Origin of the sequence: Achromobacter xylosoxidans (genome assembly GCF_001457475.1) — a bacterium.
GTDB lineage: Bacteria > Pseudomonadota > Gammaproteobacteria > Burkholderiales > Burkholderiaceae_B > Achromobacter > Achromobacter xylosoxidans.
The window spans coordinates 3,792,532-3,816,390 of sequence record NZ_LN831029.1 but is presented as its reverse complement, the minus strand read 5'-3'; the positions used below and the strand labels follow the sequence as shown (position 1 = coordinate 3,816,390).

The window sequence follows — 23,859 nt, the reverse complement described above, 5'->3', positions numbered from 1 at the left end:
GGGCAGGGAATTGCATGGCGTTCGCGCCGTTCAACGCGACATGGCGTTCGTATCCGACTTCAGGCTCTCGATGATCCGCAGTCCGTCCCGGTGGCGCTGTTCGCCGGTTTCGCACGACTTGCAGATCGCGCCGACGTACAGGCCGTCGACCACCGTCTCGGCGAACACGCCCGACCGGTACTGGTGCCGCGCATCGGTCTCGACCCGATACCAATCCCGATCGCCGATGCGCACCCGCTCCAGCGGCTGGCGGATATCGGCGTCGGGACTGGTCGCGCGCAGCACCGCCCGCAGGCGGAAATAGCGCTTGAGCGGCGACGCATAAAGCGCTTGCAAACGGGCGTCATCGTCGTCGCCTTCGAGCGGCTTGGCTTGCATCAGCAGGGTGCAGGTTTCCTGCGTCTGTTCGCAGGCCTCGCTTTCGCAGACCAGTTGCACGCGCCGCATGCCGCTGCGCGAGACCTCGCCTTGCGGCGAGCCGTCCACCACCCAGCCCTCCGGCAACTGCACCGACAGGCCATGCGGCAGATCGAGGGTTTCGGCGGACGCGGCGGGCGCCAGCGCGCCAAGCGCCGCGCACAGGGCCGCCAGGCGGATCAAGGCCGGCCCGCTCATGGCGTACCCCCGCGCTGGCGATGATCGCCGCCCGCGCCGCCCATGAGGGTGCGTTCGAACAGCGCCAACTGCTCCGCGTCCAGCGCGCGTCGGGGCAGGATCAGCGGTTCGCCCTCCCGCCGCATCAGGATCAGGTGTTCGCCTTGCCGCTCGACCCGGTCGAACCCGGCCGTCGCGAAGCTGTTGACCCAACCGTCCTGCCGGACTTCGAGCCGGTCGTCATACAGCCGCGCCTCGTGTTCCTCGGCCGGCATGCGCCGGTGCATCTGCCCGGCCAGCTTGTACGCGTGGCGGCGCCGGGACCAGGGATGCAGCAGAATGATGACGGCCAGGATGGCCCAGAACCCCAGCGTGATCTTCCAGAAACTGTCCGTGAACATCTCGCCGAACAGCGGCCAGGCATAGCGCAGCGGCACCCGCTCGGGGTCCAGCAGCCACAGCAGCACGAATATCAGCGGCACCAGCAGGGCGGTCAGCGCGAAGGCCAGCAGGAAACCGCGCCGGCGGCGCCGCCGCATGCCGGGACGTTCGATCTGCCACGAAATCGCGGCGGCCCGGTCTTCCTGGTTCAGCAGGAAGCGCGTCGTCAGCAGCGGCGGCGCGGCCTCGGGCGCCTGCCGCGCTTGCGGCGGGTGCTGCGTCGCGTCCGGAGCGCTGGCGTGGCAGGATGCGGCCCACGCCTTGATGCGCGCCACCTGCTCGTCGGATAGCGCCTGTCGCGGCAGGGCGTACACGTCCTCGATGTTGCGCAACTGGATGAACAGGTGTTCGGAGGTCTCGGCAATCCCCTGGATGCGCGAGCACGCCATGGCCGTCTTGCGTCCCGGCAGGGTGACGACAAGCCCGCCCGGCTGAAAGTAATAGAGCGGGTGGATGGTCTGGTCGAGCCCTTCGTCGCGGCACCAGCGCGCCAGGCGCCCGCGCACGATCGCCGGATGGCGGAAGTAGTAGATCAGCACCGGGATGGCCACGACCAGGATGGGCACGCCGTCCAGCCCGAACAGGTCGTGAAAGAAGCGCGAGAGGAATGGGCCGAAGCCCTGCTCGCCGCTATCCCGCCAGGAAAAGAACCCCAGCATCCCCAACAGCGCCAGCACCACCCACGTCAGGAAGTACAGCGCGCGCCGCCGGGCGGCCCCGAACATGTCCGCGTAGCTGAACAGCGCGGCCGCGATGCGGTCCTGCAGCGTGATCGGCGCGGTCAGCGAGAAACCGTCGGCCGGCATCGCGCCGGGCGCGTCGTCCGGGGGCGCAACCGGCGGCGTCAGCGTACCGTCGGCAGCGGTGCTCGGCTCGGGCATGGGGTCTCCGTCAGGGGTTGACCCGCAATTTAGCATTGCTGCGGGGCGAGACGAGACGGGACGGAACTAGGCTAGGCGGGACGGGGAGAGGCGCGGTGGGGAGAGGCAGGGCGAGGAGAGGCAGGGCGAGGAGAGGCAGGGCGCGATGAGGCAGGGGCGCGATGAGGCAGGGCGCGGTGAGGCAAGACGCGGCGAGGCAAGGCAACGCGAGGCAAGGCGCGCGACCAACCGCGCGCCGCCGCCGTCAGGCCGGCATCTTCTTCTTGCCCAGCAGCGCCAGCGTCAGCGCGCGGCCGCGGGTCATGAAGGGATACAGCGCCGCCGACAGGCACGGGCGGCGGAAGATGGCCGCATTGATCTGGTTGAACAGGTCGCTGTCCGAACTGAGCAGCGCCAGCCGGTTGATGCAATCGGCGCCCCAGTAGATGTGCCCGTCCAGCCGCAGCAGCATGCCATCGTTCAGGTCATAGCCGCGGTCGCGGAAATGCGCCACCAGTTCGGGATGCAGGCGCATGTCGAGCAATTCGACCGGGCCGACGGCCTTGCGCAACTGCACCATCCGCACGTAGTTGGTGCAGAACGGGCAGTCGCCGTCGTACAGCAGGAAGTTGCGGGGCGCGGTATCCGTATCCATGACGTACAGCTTACCAGCGGCGGGCGTCGCTTGCTTGGGGCGCCGGGACGCCGCCGACGCACGATTGGAAGCGGCGCATGACGCGCGCGACGCCATGCGCCAGCGGCGCGCGCAGCCATGCGGCGCAGCGACGGCCCGCAGTCGTTGTGGGGAGGCATGGGGCGCAGGTGTGTGGCGCAGGTATGTGCGTAGGGATAAGGCGCAGGAACAGGCCACTGGGATCGCGCGCGGCGATACGCGGCCTGCCGCTCAGGCCTGCTCATCCGCCCACGCCAGCGCCATGGCGTAATCGCGCACGTCCGCCGGCCATGCGGCCACCTGCCGCGTGAAACCCGCGCGATCATCGGCATACAGCGCCCGCGTGGCCTCCTCGAAGCCCGGCAGGTTGCCGCCCATGCTCGACATGAAGTGGTACGCCGCTTCCTGCCGCTGGCGCCGCTGGTCGCGCGCCTCGTTGTCGCGGCGCGCCTGTTCCACCAGCTTGCGCAGCGCCACCGACGCGCCGCCGGGCTGCGCCGCCAGCCAGTCCCAGTGGCGCGGCAGCAGCGTCACCTCGCGCGGCACCACACCCAGCTTGGGCCGGCCGCGGCCGCGCGGGGCGGCATCGGCGCCGTCCGTCTCGTCAGCCTGCTTGGGAGCGGCCTCGGGCGAAGGTTGATAGCGCTTGCGGATATCGGCGTCGGCGCCGCGCAGGTCCAGGTCGACCTGCTTGCCGGTCTGGTCGTCGAATACCAGGATCGCGCCGTGGTCGTTGTCGTTGGCGGGGCCGGCCTGGGCCTGCTTGACGGCCAGCGCGACCTCGGCAAGCGCGCCGCGCGCCAGCAGGCGGTGGCCGGAGAAAGCGGTATGGAGAAGGGCGGATGGGTTCATGGTGTGCACAGGTATTTACCCGGGTAAATTTGACGCCTCGCATTGTGCGCGGCTCCAACGCTTCTGTCAATATAATCCGGGTAAAAATAATGCAAGCCCACGACGGTGATTGAAAAAAGTCGCAAAAATTACGTCCCGACCTAGGGTCAATACCTAGTCAAAACATGCAAGCGGCGTATAATCTTGCTTTGCGCCCGGAGTTACCCATGCGTCTCGTTCAAAAAGCGCTCACCTTCGACGATGTGTTGTTGGTGCCTGCGTATTCCGAGGTGTTGCCGCGCGACACCTCCCTGGCCACGCGCCTCACCCGCAACATCTCCCTGAACATCCCCCTTGTGTCCGCCGCCATGGACACGGTCACCGAATCCCGCCTGGCGATCGCCATGGCCCAGGAAGGTGGCATCGGGATCATCCACAAGAATCTGTCCGCCGACGCCCAGGCCCGTGAAGTCGCCCGCGTCAAGCGCCACGAATTCGGCATCGTGATCGATCCGGTCACCGTCACCCCCCAGATGAAAGTGCGCGACGCCATTGCGTTGCAGCGCCAGCATGGCATCTCGGGCCTGCCGGTGGTGGAAGGGCGCAAGCTGGTCGGTATCGTCACCAACCGCGACCTGCGCTTCGAAGAGAACCTGGACCAGCCCCTGCGCAACATCATGACGCCGCAGGAACGCCTGGTCACCATGAAGGAAGGCGCCACGCTGGACGAGGCGCAGGCCCTGATGCACAAGCATCGCCTGGAGCGCGTGCTCATCGTCAACGACGGTTTCGAGCTGCGCGGCCTGGCCACCGTCAAGGACATCGTCAAGAACACCGAGCACCCGCTGGCCAGCAAGGACGCCCAGGGCCAGCTGCGCGTCGGCGCCGCGGTCGGCGTCGGTGGCAACACCGAAGAGCGTGTTGAAAAGCTGGTCGCCGCCGGCGTCGACGTGCTGATCGTCGACACCGCCCACGGCCACTCCAAGGGCGTGCTGGAAGGCGTGCGCTGGGTCAAGCAGAACTACCCCAAGGTCGAAGTCATCGGCGGCAACATCGCCACCGCCGCCGCCGCGCGCGCGCTGGTCGAACACGGCGCCGACGGCGTCAAGGTCGGCATCGGCCCCGGCTCGATCTGCACCACCCGCATCGTCGCCGGTGTCGGCGTGCCGCAGATCCACGCGATCTCCGAAGTCGCCAAGGCGCTGGAAGGCACGGGCGTGCCGCTGATCGCCGACGGCGGCATCCGCTACTCGGGCGACGTCGCCAAGGCCCTGGCCGCCGGCGCGTTCTCCTGCATGATGGGCGGCATGTTCGCCGGCACCGAAGAAGCGCCGGGCGAAGTGGTGCTGTTCCAGGGCCGTTCGTACAAGTCGTACCGCGGCATGGGCAGCCTGGGCGCCATGACGGAAGGCTCGGCCGACCGCTACTTCCAGGACCCGGCCAACAACGCCGACAAGCTGGTCCCCGAAGGCATCGAAGGCCGCGTGCCCTACAAGGGCAGCGTGCTGGCCATCATCTACCAACTGGTCGGCGGCATCCGCGCCTCCATGGGCTACTGCGGCGCCGCCACCATCGACGACATGCGCACCAAGGCCGAATTCGTGGAAATCACCTCCGCCGGTGTCCGCGAATCCCACGTGCACGACGTACAGATCACCAAGGAAGCGCCCAACTACCGCGCCGACTGATCCCCGTACAGTCAACTACAATGTCATGCATCACGCACCGGCAGAACCGCAAAATCAGTCAGCGGGTCTGCCGGTGCGGTTTTATTTACAGCGATTTCATTCCTTACCGGTAGAGTCTCCATGCACCAGCGCATCCTCATTCTCGACTACGGTTCGCAAGTCACCCAACTGATCGCCCGCCGCGTGCGCGAAGCCGGCGTCTACTCCGAAGTACACCCGGGCGACGTCGACGATGCCTTCATCCGCGACCAGATGGCGCAGGGCCTGAAGGGCATCATCCTGTCGGGCAGCCACGCATCGGCCTACGAAGAAGGCTCCATGCGCGTGCCGCACGCCGTGTTCGAGCTGGGCGTGCCCGTGCTGGGCATCTGTTATGGCATGCAGTCCATGGCGCAACAGCTGGGCGGCGTGGTCAGCTTCTCCGACCACCGCGAATTCGGCTACGCCGAAGTCCGCGCCCACGGCCACACCAAGCTGCTGGAAGGCCTGGAAGACTTCACCACGGACGAAGGCCACGGCATGCTCAAGGTCTGGATGAGCCACGGTGACAAGGTCACCGAGCTGCCGCCCGGCTTCAAGCTGATGGCCTCCACGCCGTCCTGCCCCATCGCCGGCATGGCCGACGAAGAACGCCGCTTCTACGCCGTGCAGTTCCACCCCGAAGTCACGCACACCGTGCAAGGCAAGGCCATGCTGGCCCGCTTCGTCAACGAGATCTGCGAATGCCAGGGCGACTGGAACATGCCCGACTACGTCGCCGAAGCCGTCGCCCGCATCCGCGAGCAGGTTGGTGAAGACGAAGTCATCCTCGGCCTGTCCGGCGGCGTCGACTCGTCGGTGGCCGCGGCCCTGATCCACAAGGCCATCGGCGACCAACTGACCTGCGTCTTCGTCGACCACGGCCTGTTGCGCCTGGACGAAGGCAAGCAGGTCATGCAGACCTTCGCCGAGAACATGGGCGTCAAGATCATCCACGTCGACGCCACCGCCCAGTTCATGGGCAAGCTGTCCGGCGTGGCCGACCCCGAAGCCAAGCGCAAGATCATCGGCCGCGAGTTCGTGGAAGTGTTCCAGGAACAAGCCGGCAAGCAGAAAAGCGCCAAGTGGCTGGCCCAGGGCACCATCTACCCCGACGTCATCGAATCGGCCGGCGCCAAGACCGGCAAGGCCACCTCGATCAAGTCGCACCACAACGTCGGCGGCCTGCCGGACACGCTGAACCTGCAACTGCTGGAACCCCTGCGCGAACTGTTCAAGGACGAAGTCCGCGAGCTGGGCGTGGCCCTGGGCCTGCCGCCGCAGATGGTCTACCGCCATCCGTTCCCGGGTCCTGGCCTGGGCGTGCGCATCCTGGGCGAGGTCAAGCATGAGTACGCCGAGCTGCTGCGCCGCGCGGATGCGATCTTCATCGAAGAGCTGCGCAACACCAAGGACGAGGCCAGCGGCCTGACCTGGTACGAGCTGACCTCGCAGGCGTTCGCCGTGTTCCTGCCGGTGAAGTCGGTGGGGGTGATGGGGGATGGGCGGACGTATGAGTACGTTGTCGCGCTGCGGGCTGTGCAGACGTTTGACTTCATGACGGCGGATTGGGCGCCGTTGCCGCATCCGTTGCTGGCTCGGGTTTCCTCGCGGATTATCAATGAGGTGCGGGGGATCAATCGGGTGGTGTATGACGTGTCGAGCAAGCCGCCTGCGACGATTGAGTGGGAATGATTCCGCGTCTGGCACAGCCAGGCACCTGATGGCATGAAATGCCGCTAAGCCCGCGTAATTGCGGGCTTTTTTTTGTTTGTGTTTGGCACGATCTGGCAACGGGAGGAAGCGCCAAGCACCGTTTGAGCATGGCATTAAAGCTGGTATTATGGTTTGGCGATGCCATGATTGATGCCGATACCATGCTGCGTTCTTTTGTGTGTTCATGGTATTAATATTCTATAAGTTACTGTTTCGTAAGAAAAAATACGATAAATTCGAGATTTTTTCAGCATGGTATCGGAGACGAAGAAGGACAAGGTACATGCTGACCGATACCAAGCTGCGCAATCTCAAGCCCAGGGACAAACTCTACAAAGTGAATGACCGGGAAGGTCTCTATGTGGCAGTGACTCCAGCCGGCTCCATCTCGTTCCGTTACAACTACTCAATCAACGGTCGGCAGGAGACCATCACCTTTGGGCGTTATGGTGTCGGTGGCATCACCCTGGCCGAAGCCCGCGAGCTGTTGGGTGACGCCAAGAAGATGGTTGCGGCGGGCAAGTCGCCGGCCAAGGAGAAAGCCCGAGACAAGGCGCGGGTGAAAGATGCAGAGACGTTCGGTGCCTGGGCGGAGAAGTGGCTGCGTGGCTACCAGATGGCCGACTCCACCCGCGATATGCGCCGCTCGGTTTATGAGCGTGAGCTGAAGCCGAAATTCAGCAATCAGAAGCTGGTGGAGATCACCCACGAAGACTTGCGGGCGCTGGCTGATGCCATTGTTGAGCGAGGCGCACCGGCCACCGCCGTTCATGTGCGTGAAATCGTGTTGCAGGTATTTCGCTGGGCCATCGAGCGTGGGCAGAAGGTCGAAAACCCGGCAGAACTGGTGCGCCCAACAAGCATCGCTCGATTCGAGCCACGTGACCGAGCGTTGACGCCAGAAGAAATTGGGCTGATGTACCAGTACATGGAGCGAGTGGGCACAAGCCCAACAAACCGTGCGGCGGCCAAGCTGTTATTGCTGACGATGGTGCGCAAGAGCGAGCTGACCAATGCGACCTGGAGCGAGATCAATTTCAGCGAAGCGTTGTGGACGATTCCAAAGGAGCGGATGAAACGCCGTAACCCGCACCTGGTATTTCTGTCCCAGCAGGCTCTGGATATTTTCATTGCCATGAAAACCTTTGCCGGTGGTTCCGACTTCGTTTTGCCATCACGGTACGACTCGGATGCGCCGATGAGCGCTGCCACACTTAACCAGGTGCTGACGCTGACTTACAAGGCGGCGCAGAAAGATGGGAAGTCACTTACCAAGTTCGGACCGCATGATTTGCGGCGCACAGCCAGCACGCTGTTGCATGAGGCCGGCTACAACACCGACTGGATCGAGAAGTGCCTGGCGCACGAGCAGAAGGGCGTGAGGGCTGTCTACAACAAGGCTGAGTACCGCGAGCAGCGGGCGGCGATGTTGCAGGATTGGGCCGATATGATTGATGAGTGGACTTCGGGAGGCAGTAAGGGTTGATGTTTTTGCTATCTTTGATAGCATTGAAGTTGATGCCGTGAATTTATAAATAAGGCCGCCATTGGCATCGGGCAGGTCAATTACCGATTAGCTGCTTCGCGCAGCTACTCGATGAATAGCAACTATTCATTTGAGAGGTATTGACCCATGCAAAATATAAAGACCCTCATCAACAGGAAGAAGCTCCTGGAGATGATCCCGCTTTCGACACGAACAATTTATAACCTGGAGCAGCGAGGGGATTTTCCACGCCGTATCGCGTTAACCAGTAGAAATGTCGCCTGGGATTTGTCAGAGGTCGAAGAGTGGATTGAGGCACGTAAATCATCGGGTGATCAAGCTGCGCGACCTGGCCCTATAGAGGGCTAGTTATATGGCTCTTGATCTTATGGCGGCTTTCACGGAATTGCCGCCACCCATTGATTATGTTCTGCCTAATATGGTTGCTGGCACTGTTGGTGCTCTTGTGTCGCCTGGTGGGGCTGGTAAATCCATGTTGGCCCTTCAATTGGCTGCACAGATTGCAGGCGGGCCTGATTTACTTGAAATAGGCGAGTTTCCCACCGGGCAAGTGGTCTATCTGCCTGCTGAAGATCCACCGGCCGCTATTCACCATCGTCTGCACGCCCTTGGGGCACACCTCAGCGCAGCGGAACGGCAAGCCGTGGCTGATGGTTTGCTCATTGAACCCTTGATCGGTAAATGCCCAAACATCATGGCTGCTAGCTGGTTCGATGCTCTCAAACGAGCCGCTGAAGGTCGTCGCTTGATGATCTTGGACACTTTGCGGCGCTTCCACATTGAGGAGGAGAACGCTAGCGGGCCGATGGCGCAGGTTGTTGGGCACATGGAGGCCATAGCCGCTGATACAGGCTGCTCCATTGTGTTTCTGCACCACGCGAGTAAAAGCGCAGCCATGATGGGGTCGGGCGATCAACAGCAGGCCAGTCGTGGATCGTCCGTACTGGTTGATAACATCCGTTGGCAATCGTACCTATCCGGCATGACGCAAGGCGAGGCCGAGATACTGGGGGTCGATGATTGTCAGCGTGGGTATTTTGTCCGCTTTGGCGTCAGCAAGGCCAACTATGGCGCACCTTTTCAAGAACTCTGGTTTAGACGGCACGACGGCGGCGTGTTGAAGCCTGCTGTACTGGAGCGGCAGTGCAAGGTGAAAAGGAGACAGCGTGAAGAAGCCTAAGCATGACCTGACCCACGTCCGACATGATCCCGCGCACTGTTTGGCACCTGGCCTGTTCCGCAGCCTCAAGCGTGGCGATCGCAAACGCTGCAAGCTGGACGTGACCTACACCTTTGGCGAGGACGAATCCATGCGTTTCGTCGGATTCGAACCTCTCGGGGCCGATGATATGCGTCTTTTGCAAGGCATCGTGGCCCTTGGCGGCCCGAACGGCATCTTGCTAACCCCGGAACCGACCAGTGAGACGGGGCGACAGCTACGGCTATTCCTTGAACCCCGTTTCGAAGCCATTGAGCAAGACGGCTTGGTGGTTCGTGAGAGCCTGACCAAACTGCTCTCAGAAACGGGCATGACGGATAGCGGCGACAACATCAAGGCGCTCAAAGCCAGCCTGCTGCGCATGTCGAACGTCACCATCCTTGTGACGAAGGGACGGCGGCAAGCCGCGTTCCACCTGATGAGTCATGCTTTTGACGAGACGGACGGCAGGCTATGGGTTGCCCTGAATCCGCGTATTGCCGAAGCGATCCTGGGGCATCGTCCATATGCCCGTATCGACATGGCGGAAGTGCGGGTGCTACAGACTGATCCGGCACGGCTGATGCACCAACGGCTATGCGGCTGGATCGACCCCGGCAAATCCGGGCGCGTGGAACTGGACACGCTTTGCGGCTATGTCTGGCCAGATGAAGCCAATGCCGAAGCTATGAAAAAACGCCGTCAGACTGCCCGGAAGGCACTGGCCGAACTTGCCGCCGTGGGTTGGGTAGTGAACGAATACGCCAAGGGAAAATGGGAGATCAAGAGGCCTGGCCCCACGGCAACTGCACCCGTTTACCGTCGTAACGTTCCCTTGTTACCGTCGTAACGCTCCCCTTCTGCCGTCGTAACGTTCCCCGTCCCAATTTGGAAAACCCAGACGGTGCGCTGCTTTGCGGGCAGTTTGGGAAATCCATCCAAGATTATCTAAAGATAATCCATCATGCGCGGTGCAGCTCGCGCCTTGAGGGCGCGTTCTGACCTTGCCAATAAAGCCCTGGCGGGCTTTATCAATCGGCCATAGGCCGATGGTTTAACGCCAAGAAGAGAAGGCGGCTTCAGTGGCCGCTGAAACGCCTTGTGAGAGGGGAAAACAACCCGGAGTCCCTTATTCCATGAGCTGAAGCAGAATCTGCGTCTAACGGTGCTGGAGGGCCGCTGTGTGCACTTGTAGTTATCTGTACTGAAACCTTGGCTCGAAACGTGAAATGGCTAAGCAGTGCCCATTCGTTCGGTAAGAATAATAAGAAGATTATTATTCTTATTATTACCAAGCAGGAATGAGCCGTGTGTGTTGGACGCCCATAACCAGTAACCTGCGTGAAGGTGTCAACATCAGGAAAGGTTGCCCCTCAAGTATCAATACGTCGCCTTAGTGGTATGACGGGAGGGGAGGCAAATTTCTTGTGTTCATTGACACTTGAGGGGCGGGTTATGCCCTTCTTTTTTGGCGTCCAACTCGCCCCATCGGGGCGAATGGTTTGTGTCGATTGTTGGCATTTTAGGTTCCGATTTAAAGCCGATTGAGCAGCGATTTTGAAGCGACTATGTCGATTGCAGGCCGATTTGGTGACGATTACGGTTATGTTGCCAAGAATCGGTGTTTGTTTGACGATAAAACGCTTTACGTTCGATATGCGCTAGATTTTCAATAGTGGGTGAAATGCGGGCAGGATGGGTGAAGTTAGCTAACCGGCAAGCCGGTTATCTATCTTCACTGTCCCTTATTCGCGCCGGGGGCACTCAACGGGAATCCTGCCCTGCGGGGCTGATCGGCTACCGCCGGTTGCAAGAGTATAGGTCTTGCTATTTTTAATATCTTTGATAGCATGGTTGTCGGGTACACCAAAAGGGTATTGATATGGCAAATGTGCTTATCAGGAATTTACCCGCCGAGGTGCACCGTGCGTTGAAAGTTCGAGCAGCGCTCAACGATAGGAGCACCGACGCGGAAATACGCGAAATACTGACGGCGGCAGTACAGCCGCTAGAGCTTGAAGAGATTGGCCGGGAAGTTGGCTTGTCCGAAAGCGATAAAAAAACAGAGTAGTTTTACGTTTGTAAGTCCGGGCCTCAGCGCCAAGGGCAATACCGATCAGCTAGTGGCGTAGCTCTTCGATGAAACGTTGCCGAGAACAAGCACAACGCTTGGTCAAGGCAATGCCTTCTTTTCATCGACGGAGTACGACCATGAAGTCCAAAATTTTAGCGGCTAAAAAAACCGCTCTAGCCGTTGCACTCGCAACCGGCTTTATCACCACTACCACCGCCCCTGTGCAAGCTGGTATCCCCGTCATCGACGGCGGCAACCTGGCCCAGAACATCATGACGGCCATCGAGTCGGTGGCGCAGACGCTCAAGCAGATTGAGCAGTACCAGACCCAGTTGCAGCAGTACGAAAATCAGCTCCAGAACACGATGGCCCCAGCCGCGTATATCTGGGATCAGGCGCAGACTACGATCAACCGGCTGATTGCCGCGCAAAACACGCTGGCCTATTACGAGAACCAGCTAGGCAGCCTGGATCGTTACCTGGCCAAGTTTCAGGACGTGGCCTATTACCGCAGCTCGCCATGCTTCAACGGCAGCGGCGGATGCACGCCGGCCGAAAAGGCAGCGATGGAAGAGAACCGCCGCCTGGCGTCAGAGTCGCAAAAGAAGGCCAACGATGCCCTGTTCCAGACCGTTGCCGACCAGCAAAAGGCTTTGAAGGATGACGCCCGTACCCTGGAGCGGCTGCAAGGCGCGGCCCAGGGTGCAACTGGCCAGCTACAGGCCATCGGCTACGCCAACCAGCTCGCCAGCCAGCAGGCCAATCAGCTCTTGCAGATTCGCACCATGTTGACCGCCCAACACAACGCGGAGGCAGCCCGGATTGCAGCAGAACTCGATGCCGAGGCGCGAGGTGATGCCAGGGCCGAGCAAATGCGTACCTGGACGTTTCGCCCGAGTCCGGCAGACAACTACTAGGGAGGCGGTGAGATGAAAAAAATCTTTTTTACTACCGCGGCTACGTTGCTGTTGTTGGCTGGATGTGAACAGGAAAGGATGCCCGAACCAAATGCGGCGACGTGTGCCCCCGATGCGTTCCAGGCAGCACTGAATGAAATGCGCAGCGAAGCGAACCGAGAGGCCTTTACCGAGGAATGCAGAGCATTCCAGAAGGCCAAGCAGATGCGTCAGTGGGAGTTCAAGCCCAGCCCTAAAGATGATTATTGAGGTGGTCGCCATGAGAAAGAAAATTGCTCTAGGTGGCTTGATGATGGTCGCCACAATGGTGCTGGCTGAACCTGCAATGGCGCAGGAGCTAAGTAGCAGCGGTGTTATGAATGATGTGCTCAAGCGTTTTCATGATGCTGCCGCAACATGGGGGCCAGCTATTGAGTCCGCTGCATCGCGTTTGTTCTGGACGCTGGTTGTGATTTCGATGGTCTGGACATTCGGCATGATGGCTTTGCGCAAGGCCGACATTGGCGAGTTCTTCGCGGAGTTCGTTCGCTTCACGATCTTCACCGGCTTTTTCTGGTGGTTGCTGACGAATGCGAACCAGGGCATGAATATCGCCGGTACGATTGTTCAGTCATTGCAAACTCTGGGCGCGCAGGCGGGGGGACTTTCCAATAGCAATCTTGGGCCCTCCAGCATCCTTGATCTTGGTTTCGAGTTATACAACCGCACAGTACAGGCCACCTCGGAGCTGGGATGGCGGCAGATGGCAACTGCTCTGGTCATGGAGCTAATGGCCCTGGCTGTTTTGTTTGTCCTGGCGTTGATTGCGGTCAACCTGTTGCTGTTGCTCGCATCAGCCTGGATTCTGTTGTATGCCGGTGTGTTCTTCCTTGGCTTTGGTGGAAGTCGTTGGACTTCCGACATGGCGATCAATTACTACAAGACCGTGCTGGGCCTGGCCGCACAGCTTATGGCAATGGTGCTTCTGGTTGCGATTGGCAAAGAGTTCATCAATCACTACTACACGCAAATCAGCGAGAACATGGCATCCCAGGAACTGGCCGTGATGTTGGTTATATCGGTCATCTTGCTTTTCTTGGTCAACAAAGTTCCGCCGATGATTTCTGGTCTTGTGTCTGGTGGTGGTATTGGCGCAGCCGGTGGAATTGGAAACTTCGGTGCGGGTGCGGCAGTTGGGGCGGCGGTGACGGCGGCCAGTATGGCAACTGGCGGCGCTGCCCTGGCAGGTAAAGCGGTTATGGGTGCCGCAGCCGGTGCAGCCGGAGGTGCAAGTGCACTCCAAGCGGCTTTTCAGAAAGCATCAGCGAGTATGGAAACCGGCGGTGACATGTCCAGCATGGGGTCAGTTGTCAGCAGTGGCGGAAACGGTGGTGGTGAAGCGGGTACTGCTGGCAGTAGCCCATTCGCCCAAGCGGCTGGCTTTGGTGACAGCGGCAGTAGCTCAAGCGGTGGCGGCTTTGCCAAGGCCGCGAAGCTGGCCACAGGCACGGCCTCCGAGTTAGCCAAGGGTGTCGGCTCTCAAGTGAAGCAGGGATTCCAGGAGCGAGTGAGCGAAACCACAGGCGGAAAACTGGCTGCTTCGATACGCGAAAGCATGGAGCCGAAAGAAGCAAGCCAATCTGGCCAGTTCGAGGGCAATAGCTTGGGCGCCGATTCTGGCCCAGATAGTAACGAAGTCAGGAGTTAGCACGATGACGACATCAACATACATGGCCGCATTGGCGGCCCTGGATGAAGCGCCAAGGGAAGAAGTCAGCCAGGTATTTATTTCGCCGCTGGGTGATCAATCGACCGAGGTCGATGCAGAGACAGAAACAGCCGCTTTTGTATCACGGCCAGACCCTATGAGAGAGAGCGAAACTAAGCCGATAAGTATTGAGGTTAATGGCGGCAGGAATGAGCGGTCAGCATTCGCGGAGGCGGCGGGGCTGTACCTGTAGGCGCACCGGGCTGGCCACAACCAGCCCGGCACTTTCAATCAACACCTACTGGAGAGGTGAATTATGACAACACAACATATTATCGAACCAGGGCAAGCAGTGCATCAAGCAGCGGCTATTCTTTCTTCTTTGGAGTACATCAACCAAGCGGAAGCGCGGAGCCTTGGGCCATTGGCCGAAGCCGTCGCTAATGCTTTTATGGTGGTGTACTACCAAGCTGAAACGGGCCGGGCGACACAGGCTGATTTTCAAGAAGCAATGAACGCCTTGCGCCAAGCGTGCAGCTAATGACGAAAGGGCGGCCACTCGAACTGGCCGCCTTTTTCAATCTTCACTGTTTGGCCATTCCCGACCCACAGACGGCGCATCCATCCATTCGCGTTCCTCCGGCGGCAGCGGGTAAGCCCCGGATGCTTCCGCGTCGGCCAGTAGTTCGGCCAGTGTGTAGCGCACCCGACCAGTGGAAACGGCGCGGGCCGGGTCGGCCTTCTCATGCAGCCTGTTCTCTAGGTTCTTTGGGTCTGTCATCGGGCGACCTCAGCAAGCATGGATACTAGGTGTTCCAGGTCAGTGATCGAATGCGCCAGGAAGCGGCCGGCGCGGCAATCTGCAATCATTTCCTCAGTTTTTTCCTACTCATGTTCAACCTCGTTCGTACCAGCTCTTCGAGCGATTCACCACGCGCACGACCAGCAGCATCACCGGCACTTCGACCAGGACGCCGACCACGGTTGCCAATGCAGCGCCGGAGTGCAGACCGAACAAGCTGATGGCGGCCGCCACGGCCAGCTCGAAGAAGTTGCTGGCACCGATCAGGGCCGAAGGACAGGCGACAGAGTGCTTTTCCCCCGCCCGCTTGTTCAGCCAGTAGGCTAACCCGGAATTGAAGAACACTTGAATCAAGATCGGCACGGCTAGCATGGCGATCACTAACGGCTGCCGGATGATGGCCTCGCCCTGGAAGGCGAACAGTAGAACCAACGTCAGCAGCAGCGCGGCCATCGACCACGGCCCGATCTTCTGCATGGCCCGTTCAAAGGCGGCCTGTCCTTGCTTGAGCAGATGCCGCCGCAAGAGCTGCGCCAGGATCACCGGCACGATGATGTAGAGCACGACCGAAATCAGCAGCGTGTCCCAAGGCACCGAGATCGAGGACATGCCCAGCAGCAGGCCGACGATGGGCGCGAAGGCCACGATCATGATGGCGTCGTTCAGAGCCACTTGCGAGAGCGTGAAAAGCGGGTCGCCGTTGGTAAGGCGGCTCCACACGAACACCATTGCCGTGCAGGGCGCGGCGGCCAGCAAGATCAAGCCCGCGATGTAGCTGTCCAGTTGATCGGCCGGCAGGAACGGAGCGAACACTTGTCGGATGAACAGCCACCCCAGCAGGGCCATCGAGAATGGCTTGACGGCCCAATTCACGAACAGCGTGACGCCGATGCCGCGCCAATGCTCTTTGACCTGGTGCAGCGCCCCGAAGTCGATCTTGACCAGCATCGGGACGATCATTACCCAAATCAGCAGGCCCACCGGCAAATTGACCTGGGCCACTTCCATGCGGCCTATGGCCTGGAACACGTCAGGAAGGCCCTGGCCGAGCGCAACACCGGCGACGATGCACAGGGCCACCCACAGCGTCAGGTAACGCTCGAAGCCGCTCATCGGGGCCTGGCGCGGCTTCGCGGCGATGGCCTGTGCGCCGGCGCTCATGCTTCCTGCTCGGTCTTGCCGATGTTCGCCAGCTCGCGCTTGATGGCCGTCTGGTCAAGCATTTTGAGAGGCAGATTCACGAACAGGCGGACGCGGTTCATCATGTGCCGGAAGGTTTGTTCGAAGGCCCGGCGCTTCTCGGCGTCAGTGCCTTCGACGGCGGCCGGGTCTTCAAATCCCCAATGCGCCGAGATCGGCTGACCAGGCCACACCGGACACATTTCGCCGGCGGCGTTGTCGCAGACGGTGATGATGAAGTCCATCTTCGGTGCGTCGGGCGTGGCGTACTCGTCCCAGCTCTTGCTGCGCAGATTCTCGGTCGGGTAATTCACCGACTCCACCTTTTCGACGGCGAAGGGATTGACCTTGCCGGTTGGGTGACTGCCGGCGCTGTAGGCGCGGAAGCGCCCTTGCCCCATCGTGTTGATGAGAGCTTCGGCCATGATGCTGCGCGCCGAATTGCCGGTGCAGAGGATGAGGACGTTATAGATTCTTTCGGTCATGATGTTTCGCTTTCTGGTAGTGGCTGGGGAGCAATGGCGATGGATGAAAGATCGGTGGCCTCGTCGATGACGTGGCCGGCCGCTTTCCGTTCGGAATAGCGGTCTGTCAGTGCTTCACGGTGCGGCCGTACCAGCGCCGTGAAGCGCACCAGTTCTTCCATCACATCGGCTATTCGGTCGTAGTACGGCGAGGGCTTCATGCGGCCCGCCGCGTCGAACTCTTGGAACGCTTTGGCGATACTCGACTGGTTCGGAATGGTGAACATTCGCATCCAGCGGCCGAGCAGACGCAAGGTGTTCACGGCGTTGAAGCTCTGCGAGCCGCCGGATACCTGCATCACGGCCAGGGTGCGGCCTTGGGTCGGCCGGATGCCGGCCATTTCAAGCGGCAGATGGTCAATCTGCGCCTTCATGACACTGGTAATCTGACCGTGGCGTTCCGGGCTGCACCAGACTTGTCCCTCTGACCACTCGGACAGGGCGCGCAGCTCCTTGACGGCCGGGTGATCGTCGCTTTGCACTTGATCGGGCAACGGCAAATCGGACGGGTCGAAGATGCGTGTTTCTGCGCCAAAGAATTGCAGCAGCCGGGCCGCTTCCTCGACGGCCAGCCGTGAGAACGAGCGGGCGCGCAGCGAGCCATACAGCAGCAGGATACGCACCGGCGGGGCGTCGGGTGCCAGCCCGAGCGCCGGGCGCTCGATGGCAAAGGATTTGTCCAAAGCGGGCAAAGAATCGGGGTCGGAAAGATGGCGAAGTCTCATGCCAACACCTTCCCGGCTTCCGTGGTGCAAGACAGGTTGCACACCTGGCCGCCGCAGCAGTTTTCCGTGAGAAAGGCCACCAGGTTAGTGGCCGTCGAAAAGTTCGCCTCGTAGATCACAAATCGGCCTTCTTGCCGCGACGTGACCATGCCGGCGTGTGCCAGCTCTTTCAGGTGGAAGGATAGCGAAGACGGCGGGATGCCGGCCGCTTCGCTGATTTTTCCGGCGGCCATGCCGGCGGGGCCGGCCTGGACGAGAAGCCGGAACACCGCGAGGCGCGATTCTTGAGCGATGGCCGCCAGGGCGGCTACAGCATTTATCGTTTCCATGTTTCAATAATAGTCGAAATATGGAGTGTGCTCAATAGCTCATTTAAGCTGTAAAAATGAGCTAGGCGCATTTAGATCGATATGTGATAAATTGGCCTGCCAGTTTAAGATGGGTGCATTTGAGTATGCCCAAAGGAGCCCGCAAGTATGCGCAGGACGAAGCCAGTAGCCGCGCCGATGGTGGCGCGGGTCTATCTGCGCGTCAGCACCGACGCGCAGGACTTGGAACGCCAAGAGGCGATCACTACGGCCGCGAAGGCCGCCGGCTACTACGTCGCCGGCATCTACCGTGAGAAGGCATCCGGCGCACGCGCCGACCGGCCTGAGCTGCTGCGCATGATCGGCGACCTACAGCCCGGCGAGGTGGTCATTGCCGAGAAGATCGACCGCATCAGCCGCCTACCTTTGCCCGAGGCCGAGCGCCTGGTGGCCTCGATACAGGCCAAAGGCGCACGCCTGGCCGTCCCTGGCGTGGTCGATCTATCCGACCTGGCGGCCGAGGCCCAGGGCGTCGCCAAGATCGTGCTGGAAGCCGTGCAGATCATGCTTTTTCGCCTGGCCTTGCAGATGGCCCGCGACGACTACGAGGACAGGCGCGAACGCCAGCGCCAAGGCATTGAGTTGGCCCGCCAGGCCGGGCGGTACAAGGGCCGCCGTGCTGATCCGAAGCGCCGCGCCCAAGTTGTCGCGCTGCGCAAGTCCGGCTACAGCATCAACAAGACCGCCGAGCTGGCCGGGTACAGTGCGGCCCAGGTGAAACGGATATGGGCCGAGGTCAGCCAGGCCGAAGCGAAGCAGCACGGCGCGTTCGTGGAGGACGCATTGACGGAAGCCGATGCCCTGGCCGCTGTCGGCCAGGATGAGCGCCAGGAGGAAAGGGCATGAAGAAGCCGAACCAAGACGACGAGCCGTTTTTCATCACCGAGGAGATTGCGGCCGAAATGATCGCCGGCGGCTATGAGTTCGAGCTGCCGCCCATTCCTTGCACCATCCGCCTACGCGACGTGCTGGAGCGCATGACCGATGCTGAGCTAGCATTGCAGCCGGGCGAGATCGCCGACCAGGAGCGTGAACGCTGCCGGCGCAAGCCGTGTTCAACCTCATGATCTGGTCATGGTATTTTTCATGGCACTGAGCCTGATAGTTCTTGCAAATTGTTGTCACTAAAGGGTTTTGTGTGCTTGTTTACAATCGAGTGGGAGTGACGGGCACTGGCTGGCAATGTCTAGCAACGGCAGGCATTTCGGCTGAGGGTAAAAGAACTTTCCGCTAAGCGATAGACTGTATGTAAACACAGTATTGCAAGGACGCGGAACATGCCTCATGTGGCGGCCAGGACGGCCAGCCGGGATCGGGATACTGGTCGTTACCAGAGCCACCGACCCGAGCAAACCCTTCTCTATCAGATCGTTGACGAGTATTACCCGGCATTCGCTGCGCTTATGGCAGAGCAGGGAAAGGAATTGCCGGGCTATGTGCAACGGGAATTTGAAGAATTTCTCCAATGCGGGCGGCTGGAGCATGGCTTTCTACGGGTTCGCTGCGAGTCTTGCCACGCCGAGCACCTGGTCGCTTTCAGCTGTAAGCGTCGCGGTTTCTGCCCGAGCTGTGGGGCGCGGCGGATGGCCGAAAGTGCCGCCTTGCTGGTTGATGAAGTACTGCCTGAACAACCCATGCGTCAGTGGGTGTTGAGCTTCCCGTTTCAGCTGCGTTTCCTGTTTGCCAGCCGGCCCGAGATCATGGGGTGGGTGCTGGGCATCGTTTACCGCGTCATTGCCACGCACCTGGTCAAGAAAGCGGGCCATACCCACCAAGTGGCCAAGACGGGCGCGGTCACCCTGATCCAGCGTTTTGGATCGGCGCTCAATCTGAATGTTCACTTCCACATGCTGTTTCTCGACGGTGTGTATGTCGAGCAATCCCACGGCTCAGCGCGTTTCCGCTGGGTCAAGGCGCCGACCAGCCCAGAGCTCACCCAGCTGACGCACACCATCGCCCACCGGGTGGGTCGCTATCTGGAACGGCAAGGCCTGCTGGAACGGGATGTCGAAAACAGCTATCTGGCCTCGGATGCGGTGGATGACGACCCGATGACACCCCTGCTGGGGCACTCGATCACTTACCGTATCGCTGTCGGTTCACAGGCGGGGCGAAAGGTGTTCACTTTGCAAACTCTGCCGACCAGTGGTGATCCGTTCGGTGACGGGATTGGCAAGGTAGCCGGGTCCAGCCTGCACGCCGGCGTGGCGGCCAGGGCCGATGAACGCAAGAAGCTCGAACGGCTGTGCCGGTACATCAGCCGCCCGGCGGTATCCGAGAAGCGGCTGTCGTTAACACGAGGCGGCAACGTGCGCTACCAGCTCAAGACGCCGTACCGGGACGGCACCACGCACGTCATTTTCGAACCATTGGATTTCATTGCAAGGCTGGCCGCCCTGGTACCGAAGCCCAGAGTCAACCTAACCCGCTTCCACGGGGTGTTCGCACCCAACAGTCGGCACCGGGCGTTGGTCACGCCGGCAAAACGGGGCAGGGGCAACAAGGTCAGGGTGGCTGATGAACCGGCAACACCAGCACAACGGCGAGCGTCGATGACATGGGCGCAACGGCTCAAGCGTGTTTTCAATATCGACATCGAGACCTGCAGCGGCTGCGGCGGCGCCATGAAAGTCATCGCCTGCATTGAAGACCCTATAGTGATCAAGCAGATCCTTGATCACCTGAAGCACAAAGCCGAAACCAGCGGGACCAGGGCGTTACCCGAAAGCCGGGCGCCACCGGCTGAGCTGCTCCTGGGTCTGTTTGACTGACGAGCCTGAAGGCCAACGATACCAATCAAAATGCTGCGTTCACAGCGCCGCGGCAGGGATCCGCCGTGCTGGTTGTCGGAAAAGGAGCCGCTAGTGGGAAAGAGGAGGGTAAATTTTCAGCGTTGCTGGCTCCCCGTCAGCCGGATTGGGTTGCATCGCAGGGGTGTCGAAAGAGTCAACTGCGGTCCAAAGCTGTTGGACTTGGGTGAAAAGGGCGTTTATTCTTCCTATACGTTGTCGGCAGCGGGCCAAAAAGGAATACGTCCATGCCCATCGAGGTGAAACCGGCTGTGAGCGCGGGTTCAAGCATATAGCCCGACAGGCGCGTATCCTTGCCGATCACGACACGATGGCGGTGGTCACCGCGACGAAAGACACGGCCAGCCGCCATGCCGACGCGCAAGGCGGTTTCCGCCGTCATCGCGCCTTCGTTGGCTTTGCCACGAATACCGTCTGTGCCGAAATATTTGCGCACCATAAGGTCGATTATCCTGTCGTCGGGTCGCCCTCAAAGGGGACATGCCTGCTGAACCGCGAATATAGAGAAATATCCCGAATGTGCAGTTAACGAATTCTTGCGGTTTCTTTCAGCGCCGCCAATACCGCCAGCCCGTCGCGCAAGGGGCGCGGCTCGTGTGTGCGGATGAAGTCAGCTCCACCTGCGGCGGCGGCAAGCTCTGCAGCGAGTGTCGCGGCCCCGACATCCCCCGGACCACGGCCTGTGAGCGCGCGCAGAAAGGATTTGCGCGAAACAGACAGAAGCACCGGCAAATCGAAGCGCAGCCGCAATTCATCGAACCGCGCCAGCACCGAGAGCGAGGTTTCGGGAGCAGCCCCCAGAAAAAACCCCATGCCGGGATCAAGGACAAGGCGGTTGCGTTTGATACCGGCACCCGTCAGCGCCGCGATGCGCGCGTCAAAGAACGCCGCAATGTGATCCATGATGTCGCCAGCGGGTGCCTCGCGCCGATCTGCCTGCCCGTCTTGCACCGAATGCATAACGACGAGTTTGGCAGATGATTTCGCCAATTGCGGATAGAACGCAGCGTCTGGAAAACCGCGAATATCATTGAGATAGGCCACACCACGCGACAAGGCATAGGCTTGCGTCGCGGGTTGATAACTGTCGAGCGAGACGGGAATGCCATCTGCCTTGAGCGCGTCCAGCACCGGCGCGATACGCGCGATTTCTGTGTCGGACGAAACAGGCGCGGCGTCGGGATTGCTGGATGCCGGACCGAGGTCGATCACATCTGCCCCCTCGGCCATCAGCTTACGCGCCTGCGCAATGGCTGCGTCTGGCGCCAGATACCGGCCTCCATCGGAGAAACTGTCCGAGGTTATGTTGACGATGCCGAAAATGATGAGCGATTTATTCATGGGGGCTTCTATAATAATAATAATCGAGCATGAGTCTCATACGGATGCTCGGGTCGAAAGGGAATCCCCAGGCGAGTAACCTGTTTGCGGTGATCCATTAGCTGCAGGAGCAGAAGAGCATACATCTGGAAGCAAAGCCAGGAAAGCGGCCTATGGAGCTGTGCGGCAGCGCTCAGTAGGCAATTTTTCAAAATATTGTTAAGCCTTTTCTGAGCATGGTATTTTTCATGGTATTACCAATTAGCAGGAAAATAAGCCATTGAATATAAAAGATAAAAATGTCTTGTTTACAATAGAGTGGGAGTGAAATCAGGTCCTTCGGGGACTATCGCAGGCTATCGAACAACTGCCGTAACGTGTTGATTTAAAAGAATATACGTCACGACAGCTATCGGTGGCTTTCGCCGGTCAACAGAACAGGTTGGCGGTGGAACTGGCGGTAAGAACTGAGGGCCGGATTAAGACCGTCCCGTTCACTATCCAGACCAAAACCGTCTTTGACGGTAAAGGTCTCCTCGGGAAAGCTTGTTTTATGCGGCTTTCCCGGCATCAGCAGGTCTCCTGGCCCCTGACGGTAAAAGCCGTCACGAAACAGGAGAAAAACCTCGATGCTTACCGACACAGCACTGCGCAATCTCAAGCCTAAGTCCAAGATTTATAAGGCTTCAGACCGCGATGGGATGTACGTAACGGTATCGCCTACTGGTACCGTCACCTTCCGCTACGACTACCGTCTCAACGGACGCCGCGAAACCCTCACCATCGGCCGCTATGGGCCTGCCGGTATTTCGCTAGCTCTTGCCCGTGAAAAGCTGATCGACGCCAAAAAGGCCGTCGCTCAGGGCAAGTCCCCCGCGCTGGAGAAGCAGCGCGAGAAGCGCCGCCTGACCGCTGCCAAGACATTCGGCGAGATGACCGAGAAGTGGCTGGCCGGCGCCCGGATGGCCGACAGCACCAAGGCGATGCGCAAGAGCATCGTCGATCGGGACATCTTGCCGGCTTTCGAGAACCGCCAGCTCAACGAAATTACCTCCGACGACCTGCGAGCGTTGTGCAACAAGGTGAAGGAGCGCGGGGCACCTGCCACCGCGGTGCACATCCGCGACATCGTGAAGCAAGTCTATGCCTTCGCCATCCTGCACGGCGAGAAGGTGGAGAACCCCGCCGCCGATGTCGGTGCTGCGTCGATCGCGACCTTCGTGCCAAAGGATCGCGCCTTGTCGCCGCTTGAGATCCGTCTGATGGCGCGACAGATGGAATCGGTGGCGACCTATCCGACCATTCGGCTGGCGCTACGCATGATCCTGCTGACGCTGGTGCGCAAGAGCGAGCTGATCCAAGCCACCTGGGATGAGGTTGATTTCGAGAACGCGACCTGGACCATTCCAAAGCAGCGGATGAAGGGGCGCAATCCCCATGTGGTCTATCTCTCGCGCCAGGCCCTTGACATCTTCGTGGCACTCCACACGTGCGCGGCCGGCTCCAAGTTCGTGCTGCCGTCGCGCTATGACGCCGACCGCTGCATGTCGAATGCGACCCTCAACCGTGTCACGCAGATCGTGGCGGAACGGGCCAAAGCCGCCGGCCTGCCGTTGGAGTCGTTCACCGTCCATGACCTGCGCCGCACCGGCTCGACGCTTCTCAACGAAATCGGCTTCAACCGCGACTGGATCGAAAAGTGTCTGGCCCATGAGGACGGACGTTCTTCGCGCTCGATCTATAACAAGGCCGAGTACGCCGAGCAGCGGCGTCACATGCTGCAGGAGTGGGCCAACATGGTCGATGCCTGGATCGACGGACAGGCCTATGTGCCGAAGCTGATGCCGGAAAACGTCGTCGTTCCGACGTTGAGCGCAACGGTCTGACAGTGTGGATTGGTTGTCACTTGACAACCAATCCAATCATT

25 protein-coding genes and 1 pseudogene are annotated in these 23,859 nt (G+C 60.4%); 16 read left to right on the top strand and 10 right to left on the bottom strand.

Annotated features, from left to right (window positions below):
* Nucleotides 1-30: 30 nt before the first annotated feature.
* The 4 genes from AT699_RS17120 to AT699_RS17105 all read right to left on the bottom strand — a co-directional run bounded on the left by AT699_RS17120 (nucleotide 31) and on the right by AT699_RS17105 (nucleotide 3,420).
* Nucleotides 31-615, bottom strand: a complete 585-nt coding sequence (locus AT699_RS17120) for a hypothetical protein (RefSeq protein WP_006387079.1) — start codon at nucleotides 613-615, stop codon at nucleotides 31-33.
* Entirely contained in the window at nucleotides 612-1,916 is a 1,305-nt protein-coding gene (locus tag AT699_RS17115) for a YcxB family protein (RefSeq protein ID WP_024069240.1), read from the bottom strand. Before AT699_RS17115 ends, AT699_RS17120 begins: the two co-directional genes overlap by 4 nt.
* 244 nt (nucleotides 1,917-2,160) lie before the next feature.
* Entirely contained in the window at nucleotides 2,161-2,550 is a 390-nt protein-coding gene (locus AT699_RS17110; protein ID WP_020928158.1) for a DCC1-like thiol-disulfide oxidoreductase family protein, read from the bottom strand.
* A 249-nt stretch (nucleotides 2,551-2,799) separates the two neighbouring features.
* Nucleotides 2,800-3,420 carry a DUF2239 family protein gene (locus AT699_RS17105; RefSeq protein ID WP_058207360.1) on the bottom strand — a complete coding sequence of 207 codons (621 nt, stop codon included), beginning with the start codon at nucleotides 3,418-3,420 and terminating at the stop codon, nucleotides 2,800-2,802.
* A gap of 206 nt (nucleotides 3,421-3,626) precedes the next feature.
* Between AT699_RS17105 and guaB the strand changes: the two genes are divergently transcribed.
* The 12 genes from guaB (at nucleotide 3,627) to AT699_RS31060 (ending at nucleotide 14,745) form a co-directional block, all read left to right on the top strand.
* The gene (gene guaB / locus AT699_RS17100) at nucleotides 3,627-5,087 is read left to right on the top strand and encodes an IMP dehydrogenase (RefSeq protein WP_006387084.1); all 1,461 of its coding nucleotides are present in this window, start codon (nucleotides 3,627-3,629) and stop codon (nucleotides 5,085-5,087) included.
* 120 nt (nucleotides 5,088-5,207) lie between these two features.
* Nucleotides 5,208-6,800: a glutamine-hydrolyzing GMP synthase gene (gene guaA / locus AT699_RS17095; RefSeq protein ID WP_024069238.1), complete on the top strand. Its 1,593-nt coding sequence runs from the start codon at nucleotides 5,208-5,210 to the stop codon at nucleotides 6,798-6,800.
* A 304-nt stretch (nucleotides 6,801-7,104) separates the two neighbouring features.
* A complete protein-coding gene (locus tag AT699_RS17090; RefSeq protein ID WP_000954590.1) occupies nucleotides 7,105-8,307 on the top strand; it encodes a tyrosine-type recombinase/integrase in 1,203 nt (400 codons plus the stop codon).
* 147 nt (nucleotides 8,308-8,454) lie between these two features.
* Nucleotides 8,455-8,676 (top strand): helix-turn-helix transcriptional regulator, encoded by a 222-nt coding sequence (locus AT699_RS31080; protein ID WP_001179606.1) that lies wholly within the window; start codon nucleotides 8,455-8,457, stop codon nucleotides 8,674-8,676.
* Nucleotides 8,677-8,680: 4 nt separating this feature from the next.
* Nucleotides 8,681-9,508, top strand: a complete 828-nt coding sequence (locus tag AT699_RS17085) for a helicase RepA family protein (RefSeq protein ID WP_001162384.1) — start codon at nucleotides 8,681-8,683, stop codon at nucleotides 9,506-9,508.
* Nucleotides 9,495-10,376 (top strand): replication protein C, IncQ-type, encoded by an 882-nt coding sequence (repC, locus tag AT699_RS17080; RefSeq protein ID WP_000743064.1) that lies wholly within the window; start codon nucleotides 9,495-9,497, stop codon nucleotides 10,374-10,376. Before AT699_RS17085 ends, repC begins: the two co-directional genes overlap by 14 nt.
* Before the next feature lie 1,032 nt (nucleotides 10,377-11,408).
* Entirely contained in the window at nucleotides 11,409-11,597 is a 189-nt protein-coding gene (locus AT699_RS31075; protein ID WP_000024442.1) for a FitA-like ribbon-helix-helix domain-containing protein, read from the top strand.
* A 140-nt stretch (nucleotides 11,598-11,737) separates the two neighbouring features.
* A complete protein-coding gene (gene trbJ / locus AT699_RS17075) occupies nucleotides 11,738-12,517 on the top strand; it encodes a P-type conjugative transfer protein TrbJ (RefSeq protein WP_000836966.1) in 780 nt (259 codons plus the stop codon).
* 12 nt (nucleotides 12,518-12,529) lie between these two features.
* Nucleotides 12,530-12,766, top strand: coding sequence for an entry exclusion lipoprotein TrbK (gene trbK, locus AT699_RS31070; RefSeq protein ID WP_000718002.1), 237 nt, complete (start codon nucleotides 12,530-12,532; stop codon nucleotides 12,764-12,766).
* 10 nt (nucleotides 12,767-12,776) lie between these two features.
* Nucleotides 12,777-14,204 (top strand): P-type conjugative transfer protein TrbL, encoded by a 1,428-nt coding sequence (trbL, locus tag AT699_RS17070; protein ID WP_001405816.1) that lies wholly within the window; start codon nucleotides 12,777-12,779, stop codon nucleotides 14,202-14,204.
* A 4-nt stretch (nucleotides 14,205-14,208) separates the two neighbouring features.
* Nucleotides 14,209-14,457, top strand: a complete 249-nt coding sequence (locus AT699_RS31065; RefSeq protein WP_000213809.1) for a hypothetical protein — start codon at nucleotides 14,209-14,211, stop codon at nucleotides 14,455-14,457.
* Nucleotides 14,458-14,520: 63 nt separating this feature from the next.
* The gene (locus AT699_RS31060) at nucleotides 14,521-14,745 is read left to right on the top strand and encodes a type I toxin-antitoxin system ptaRNA1 family toxin (protein ID WP_000211355.1); all 225 of its coding nucleotides are present in this window, start codon (nucleotides 14,521-14,523) and stop codon (nucleotides 14,743-14,745) included.
* A 354-nt stretch (nucleotides 14,746-15,099) separates the two neighbouring features.
* Here the strand turns inward: AT699_RS31060 and arsB are convergent, their stop codons facing one another.
* The 4 genes from arsB to AT699_RS17050 are packed head-to-tail and all read right to left on the bottom strand — an operon-like array spanning nucleotide 15,100 to nucleotide 17,763.
* On the bottom strand, nucleotides 15,100-16,167 hold the full coding sequence (arsB, locus tag AT699_RS17065; protein ID WP_001272375.1) for an ACR3 family arsenite efflux transporter: 1,068 nt from the start codon (nucleotides 16,165-16,167) through the stop codon (nucleotides 15,100-15,102).
* Entirely contained in the window at nucleotides 16,164-16,670 is a 507-nt protein-coding gene (locus AT699_RS17060; RefSeq protein ID WP_000140066.1) for an arsenate reductase ArsC, read from the bottom strand. The genes arsB and AT699_RS17060 overlap by 4 nt, the downstream gene beginning before the upstream one ends.
* A complete protein-coding gene (gene arsH / locus AT699_RS17055; protein WP_001239389.1) occupies nucleotides 16,667-17,434 on the bottom strand; it encodes an arsenical resistance protein ArsH in 768 nt (255 codons plus the stop codon). Before arsH ends, AT699_RS17060 begins: the two co-directional genes overlap by 4 nt.
* Nucleotides 17,431-17,763 carry an ArsR/SmtB family transcription factor gene (locus tag AT699_RS17050; protein WP_000447876.1) on the bottom strand — a complete coding sequence of 111 codons (333 nt, stop codon included), beginning with the start codon at nucleotides 17,761-17,763 and terminating at the stop codon, nucleotides 17,431-17,433. Before AT699_RS17050 ends, arsH begins: the two co-directional genes overlap by 4 nt.
* Nucleotides 17,764-17,910: 147 nt before the next feature.
* Between AT699_RS17050 and AT699_RS17045 the strand changes: the two genes are divergently transcribed.
* The 3 genes from AT699_RS17045 (at nucleotide 17,911) to AT699_RS17035 (ending at nucleotide 20,573) form a co-directional block, all read left to right on the top strand.
* A complete protein-coding gene (locus tag AT699_RS17045; protein ID WP_001366550.1) occupies nucleotides 17,911-18,648 on the top strand; it encodes a recombinase family protein in 738 nt (245 codons plus the stop codon).
* On the top strand, nucleotides 18,645-18,869 hold the full coding sequence (locus tag AT699_RS17040) for a hypothetical protein (protein WP_000743213.1): 225 nt from the start codon (nucleotides 18,645-18,647) through the stop codon (nucleotides 18,867-18,869). The genes AT699_RS17045 and AT699_RS17040 overlap by 4 nt, the downstream gene beginning before the upstream one ends.
* Nucleotides 18,870-19,079: 210 nt before the next feature.
* Nucleotides 19,080-20,573 carry an IS91-like element ISCR2 family transposase gene (locus AT699_RS17035; protein ID WP_001120888.1) on the top strand — a complete coding sequence of 498 codons (1,494 nt, stop codon included), beginning with the start codon at nucleotides 19,080-19,082 and terminating at the stop codon, nucleotides 20,571-20,573.
* A 235-nt stretch (nucleotides 20,574-20,808) separates the two neighbouring features.
* On the opposite strand, the pseudogene glmM reads toward AT699_RS17035, so the two are convergent.
* Together glmM and sul2 are read right to left on the bottom strand one after the other, a co-directional pair.
* Nucleotides 20,809-21,051: pseudogene (glmM, locus tag AT699_RS31045) on the bottom strand (phosphoglucosamine mutase); the annotation flags it as partial.
* 86 nt (nucleotides 21,052-21,137) lie between these two features.
* Nucleotides 21,138-21,953, bottom strand: a complete 816-nt coding sequence (gene sul2, locus AT699_RS17030) for a sulfonamide-resistant dihydropteroate synthase Sul2 (protein WP_001043260.1) — start codon at nucleotides 21,951-21,953, stop codon at nucleotides 21,138-21,140.
* Nucleotides 21,954-22,561: 608 nt separating this feature from the next.
* Here sul2 and AT699_RS17025 point away from each other — a divergent pair.
* Complete coding sequence (locus AT699_RS17025; protein WP_024069236.1) at nucleotides 22,562-23,818, top strand: tyrosine-type recombinase/integrase; 1,257 nt, start codon at nucleotides 22,562-22,564, stop codon at nucleotides 23,816-23,818.
* Nucleotides 23,819-23,859 lie beyond the last annotated feature (41 nt).

What these genes read in the sequence shown, in the direction of transcription:
- arsH (WP_001239389.1), bottom strand. Translation starts at nt 17,434, where the DNA reads ATGAGACTTCGCCATCTTTCCGACCCCGATTCTTTGCCCGCTTTGGAC.
- AT699_RS17115 (WP_024069240.1), bottom strand. Translation starts at nt 1,916, where the DNA reads ATGCCCGAGCCGAGCACCGCTGCCGACGGTACGCTGACGCCGCCGGTT.
- trbK (WP_000718002.1), top strand. Translation starts at nt 12,530, where the DNA reads ATGAAAAAAATCTTTTTTACTACCGCGGCTACGTTGCTGTTGTTGGCT.
- guaB (WP_006387084.1), top strand. Translation starts at nt 3,627, where the DNA reads ATGCGTCTCGTTCAAAAAGCGCTCACCTTCGACGATGTGTTGTTGGTG.
- AT699_RS31060 (WP_000211355.1), top strand. Translation starts at nt 14,521, where the DNA reads ATGACAACACAACATATTATCGAACCAGGGCAAGCAGTGCATCAAGCA.
- trbL (WP_001405816.1), top strand. Translation starts at nt 12,777, where the DNA reads ATGAGAAAGAAAATTGCTCTAGGTGGCTTGATGATGGTCGCCACAATG.
- AT699_RS31075 (WP_000024442.1), top strand. Translation starts at nt 11,409, where the DNA reads ATGGCAAATGTGCTTATCAGGAATTTACCCGCCGAGGTGCACCGTGCG.
- sul2 (WP_001043260.1), bottom strand. Translation starts at nt 21,953, where the DNA reads ATGAATAAATCGCTCATCATTTTCGGCATCGTCAACATAACCTCGGAC.
- AT699_RS17035 (WP_001120888.1), top strand. Translation starts at nt 19,080, where the DNA reads ATGCCTCATGTGGCGGCCAGGACGGCCAGCCGGGATCGGGATACTGGT.
- AT699_RS17120 (WP_006387079.1), bottom strand. Translation starts at nt 615, where the DNA reads ATGAGCGGGCCGGCCTTGATCCGCCTGGCGGCCCTGTGCGCGGCGCTT.
- AT699_RS17110 (WP_020928158.1), bottom strand. Translation starts at nt 2,550, where the DNA reads ATGGATACGGATACCGCGCCCCGCAACTTCCTGCTGTACGACGGCGAC.
- AT699_RS31080 (WP_001179606.1), top strand. Translation starts at nt 8,455, where the DNA reads ATGCAAAATATAAAGACCCTCATCAACAGGAAGAAGCTCCTGGAGATG.
- AT699_RS17045 (WP_001366550.1), top strand. Translation starts at nt 17,911, where the DNA reads ATGCGCAGGACGAAGCCAGTAGCCGCGCCGATGGTGGCGCGGGTCTAT.
- AT699_RS17040 (WP_000743213.1), top strand. Translation starts at nt 18,645, where the DNA reads ATGAAGAAGCCGAACCAAGACGACGAGCCGTTTTTCATCACCGAGGAG.
- AT699_RS17085 (WP_001162384.1), top strand. Translation starts at nt 8,681, where the DNA reads ATGGCTCTTGATCTTATGGCGGCTTTCACGGAATTGCCGCCACCCATT.
- AT699_RS17060 (WP_000140066.1), bottom strand. Translation starts at nt 16,670, where the DNA reads ATGACCGAAAGAATCTATAACGTCCTCATCCTCTGCACCGGCAATTCG.
- guaA (WP_024069238.1), top strand. Translation starts at nt 5,208, where the DNA reads ATGCACCAGCGCATCCTCATTCTCGACTACGGTTCGCAAGTCACCCAA.
- trbJ (WP_000836966.1), top strand. Translation starts at nt 11,738, where the DNA reads ATGAAGTCCAAAATTTTAGCGGCTAAAAAAACCGCTCTAGCCGTTGCA.
- AT699_RS17050 (WP_000447876.1), bottom strand. Translation starts at nt 17,763, where the DNA reads ATGGAAACGATAAATGCTGTAGCCGCCCTGGCGGCCATCGCTCAAGAA.
- AT699_RS17105 (WP_058207360.1), bottom strand. Translation starts at nt 3,420, where the DNA reads ATGAACCCATCCGCCCTTCTCCATACCGCTTTCTCCGGCCACCGCCTG.
- arsB (WP_001272375.1), bottom strand. Translation starts at nt 16,167, where the DNA reads ATGAGCGCCGGCGCACAGGCCATCGCCGCGAAGCCGCGCCAGGCCCCG.
- AT699_RS31065 (WP_000213809.1), top strand. Translation starts at nt 14,209, where the DNA reads ATGACGACATCAACATACATGGCCGCATTGGCGGCCCTGGATGAAGCG.
- AT699_RS17090 (WP_000954590.1), top strand. Translation starts at nt 7,105, where the DNA reads ATGCTGACCGATACCAAGCTGCGCAATCTCAAGCCCAGGGACAAACTC.
- AT699_RS17025 (WP_024069236.1), top strand. Translation starts at nt 22,562, where the DNA reads ATGCTTACCGACACAGCACTGCGCAATCTCAAGCCTAAGTCCAAGATT.